The organism is Cellulomonas algicola, from assembly GCF_003851725.1.
Taxonomy (GTDB): domain Bacteria; phylum Actinomycetota; class Actinomycetes; order Actinomycetales; family Cellulomonadaceae; genus Cellulomonas; species Cellulomonas algicola.
Window position 1 is genome coordinate 1 of sequence record NZ_BHYL01000389.1, and the last position, 1,937, is coordinate 1,937.

Sequence of the window (1,937 nt, forward strand, 5' to 3'; positions counted from 1 at the left end):
GCCCCCGCCGCGCCGCAGCAGCCCACCGCCGTGAAGCCGGGGGCACCGCAGGCACCGCGCAAGCCGCGCCCCGCGCCGAAGGCCGACGAGGCCCCGCCCGCACCGGGCGACCTCGTCTGCGGGCACTGCGGCGCGGGCAACGCCCCCACGCGCAAGTTCTGCCGCCGCTGCGGCACGAGCCTCGCCGACGCACCCGTCGCGCAGCGCCGGTCGTGGTGGAGCCGGCTGTGGCGCCCCGAGCCCAAGGCCGCGCGCACCGCCGGTTACCGGCCGCCGCGCCGGCGCCGCTTCCCGACGCGGCCCGTCGTCGCGATCGTCGTCATCGGGGCGATCGTCGCCGCGGTGCTCGCGTTCCGGCCCGAGATCGAGCGGGCCAGGATCTCGGTGCTCGACCGCATCCAGGGCAACACCGCCGTCAACCCGACGCAGATCGCCGCGTCGAGCGAGCTCCCCGACCGGCCCGCCAAGCAGATCCGCGACGGCGCGACCAACCTCGCGTGGTCCCCCGCGGCGCCCGGCGACGGCGTCGGGCAGTTCGTCGACATGGCGTTCGCGCAGCCGTTCCGGCTCACGCGCGTGCTCGTCATCCCCGGCGCGTCGGACGTCGAGAAGGACTACCTCGAGGGGTCGAGCCCGCGCGTGCTCACGCTCACCGCCACCACGTCGGCGGGCACGCAGCAGACCGTCGACCTGCCGCTCGCCGACCGCGTCGGCCTGCAGAGCGTCGCGACCGCGATCGACGACGTCGTGGCGATCCGCCTGACCATCAGCTCCACGTACCGCGCGACGCCCGAGACCCACGTGGCGATCGCGGAGGTGGAGCTCCGCGGCCGCTCGTGACGGCCGGACCGGCGGTGACCGGCGACGAGGCGGGCGCGACCACGGGCCCCACAGGCGTGAGCCGCGGTGCGGGACGGCCGCGCAGCGGTGCCGCGCCCGTCGCACGGTCCGCGACGGCGGCCACCGCAGGCGACGGCTCGTCACCGACGGCGACCCCCAGGGTGTCGAGCATGGCCCGGTAGCCCTGCGACGCCCGGTGCGCGGCGGCGGCGTCCCCGGCCGCGGTGAACGCCGTCACGAGCACGCGCCACGCGTGGTCCCGGCACTCGTCGAGCCGGATGGCCCGGGTCGCCGCGGCGACGGCACGGTCGAAGCGGCCGCGCTCCATCTCGAGCTCGGCGAGCTCGACGGCGGCGTCGGCGGCCGTGAGCCGCAACCGCTCACGCTCCGCGACCACCCAGTCCGCGGGCCCGTCCTCGGGCAGCAGGTCGCCGGCGTGCAGGTCGACGGCCCGTGCGAGCTCGGCGCGCGCGCCCGCGTCGTCGCCCGCGGCCCGCAGCCGTCGGGCCTCCCGCACCGCACGGTCGAGCTCGGCGACGTCGCTCGTCGACCCGGGGCGCAGCACGAGCGTGTAGGTCTCGCCGTCGCGCACGACCAGCCGGCTGCTGCGCGTCGGGACGCCCGGCTCGAGCGCGCGCCGTACCGCCGACAGGCTCACGTGCAGGTTGTGCAGCGCCGCGCGCGGGTCGAGGTCGCCCCACAGCGCCTCGGCCAGCTGCTCGCGGTGCACCGGCCGGCCCGCGTGCAGCGCGAGCACCCGCAGCGCGGCGCGGGCCCGCGGACGGACGCCCGACAGGTCCGCGTCGACCCCGTCGACGCGCAGGCGGAACTCCCCCAGGCAGCGGACGTCGACCAGCGGCACGCCGCCCCACACGGGGTCGTCGACCGCGTGGGGCCGCCGCACCGGGGAGCCGGGCGTCGCCGCGTCGAGCACCGCCCACGGCCGCACGTCCACGCCGTGCTCCTCGGCGGTCGCGGTCGCGAGCCCTCGCAGCTCGGCGCCGCCGTCGGGGTCGGTCGCCGCGAGCGCGGCGTACGCGTACGCCAGCGCGCCCGGTGCGCCCGCCCGGCGCGCGACCGCCTCCGCGGTCCGGGCG

2 protein-coding genes are annotated in these 1,937 nt (G+C 78.8%); one reads left to right on the top strand and one right to left on the bottom strand.

Going from position 1 to position 1,937, the window contains the following annotated elements; all coding sequences use genetic code 11:
- On the top strand, positions 1 to 840 hold an 840-nt coding region (locus tag CTKZ_RS19700; protein ID WP_235843569.1), incomplete at its 5' end, for an NADase-type glycan-binding domain-containing protein.
- Here the strand turns inward: CTKZ_RS19700 and CTKZ_RS19705 are convergent.
- Positions 767 to 1,937, bottom strand: a 1,171-nt coding sequence (locus CTKZ_RS19705) for an AfsR/SARP family transcriptional regulator (protein WP_200829840.1), incomplete at its 5' end; no start/stop codon positions are given. The two genes, CTKZ_RS19700 and CTKZ_RS19705, sit on opposite strands and share 74 nt — an antisense overlap.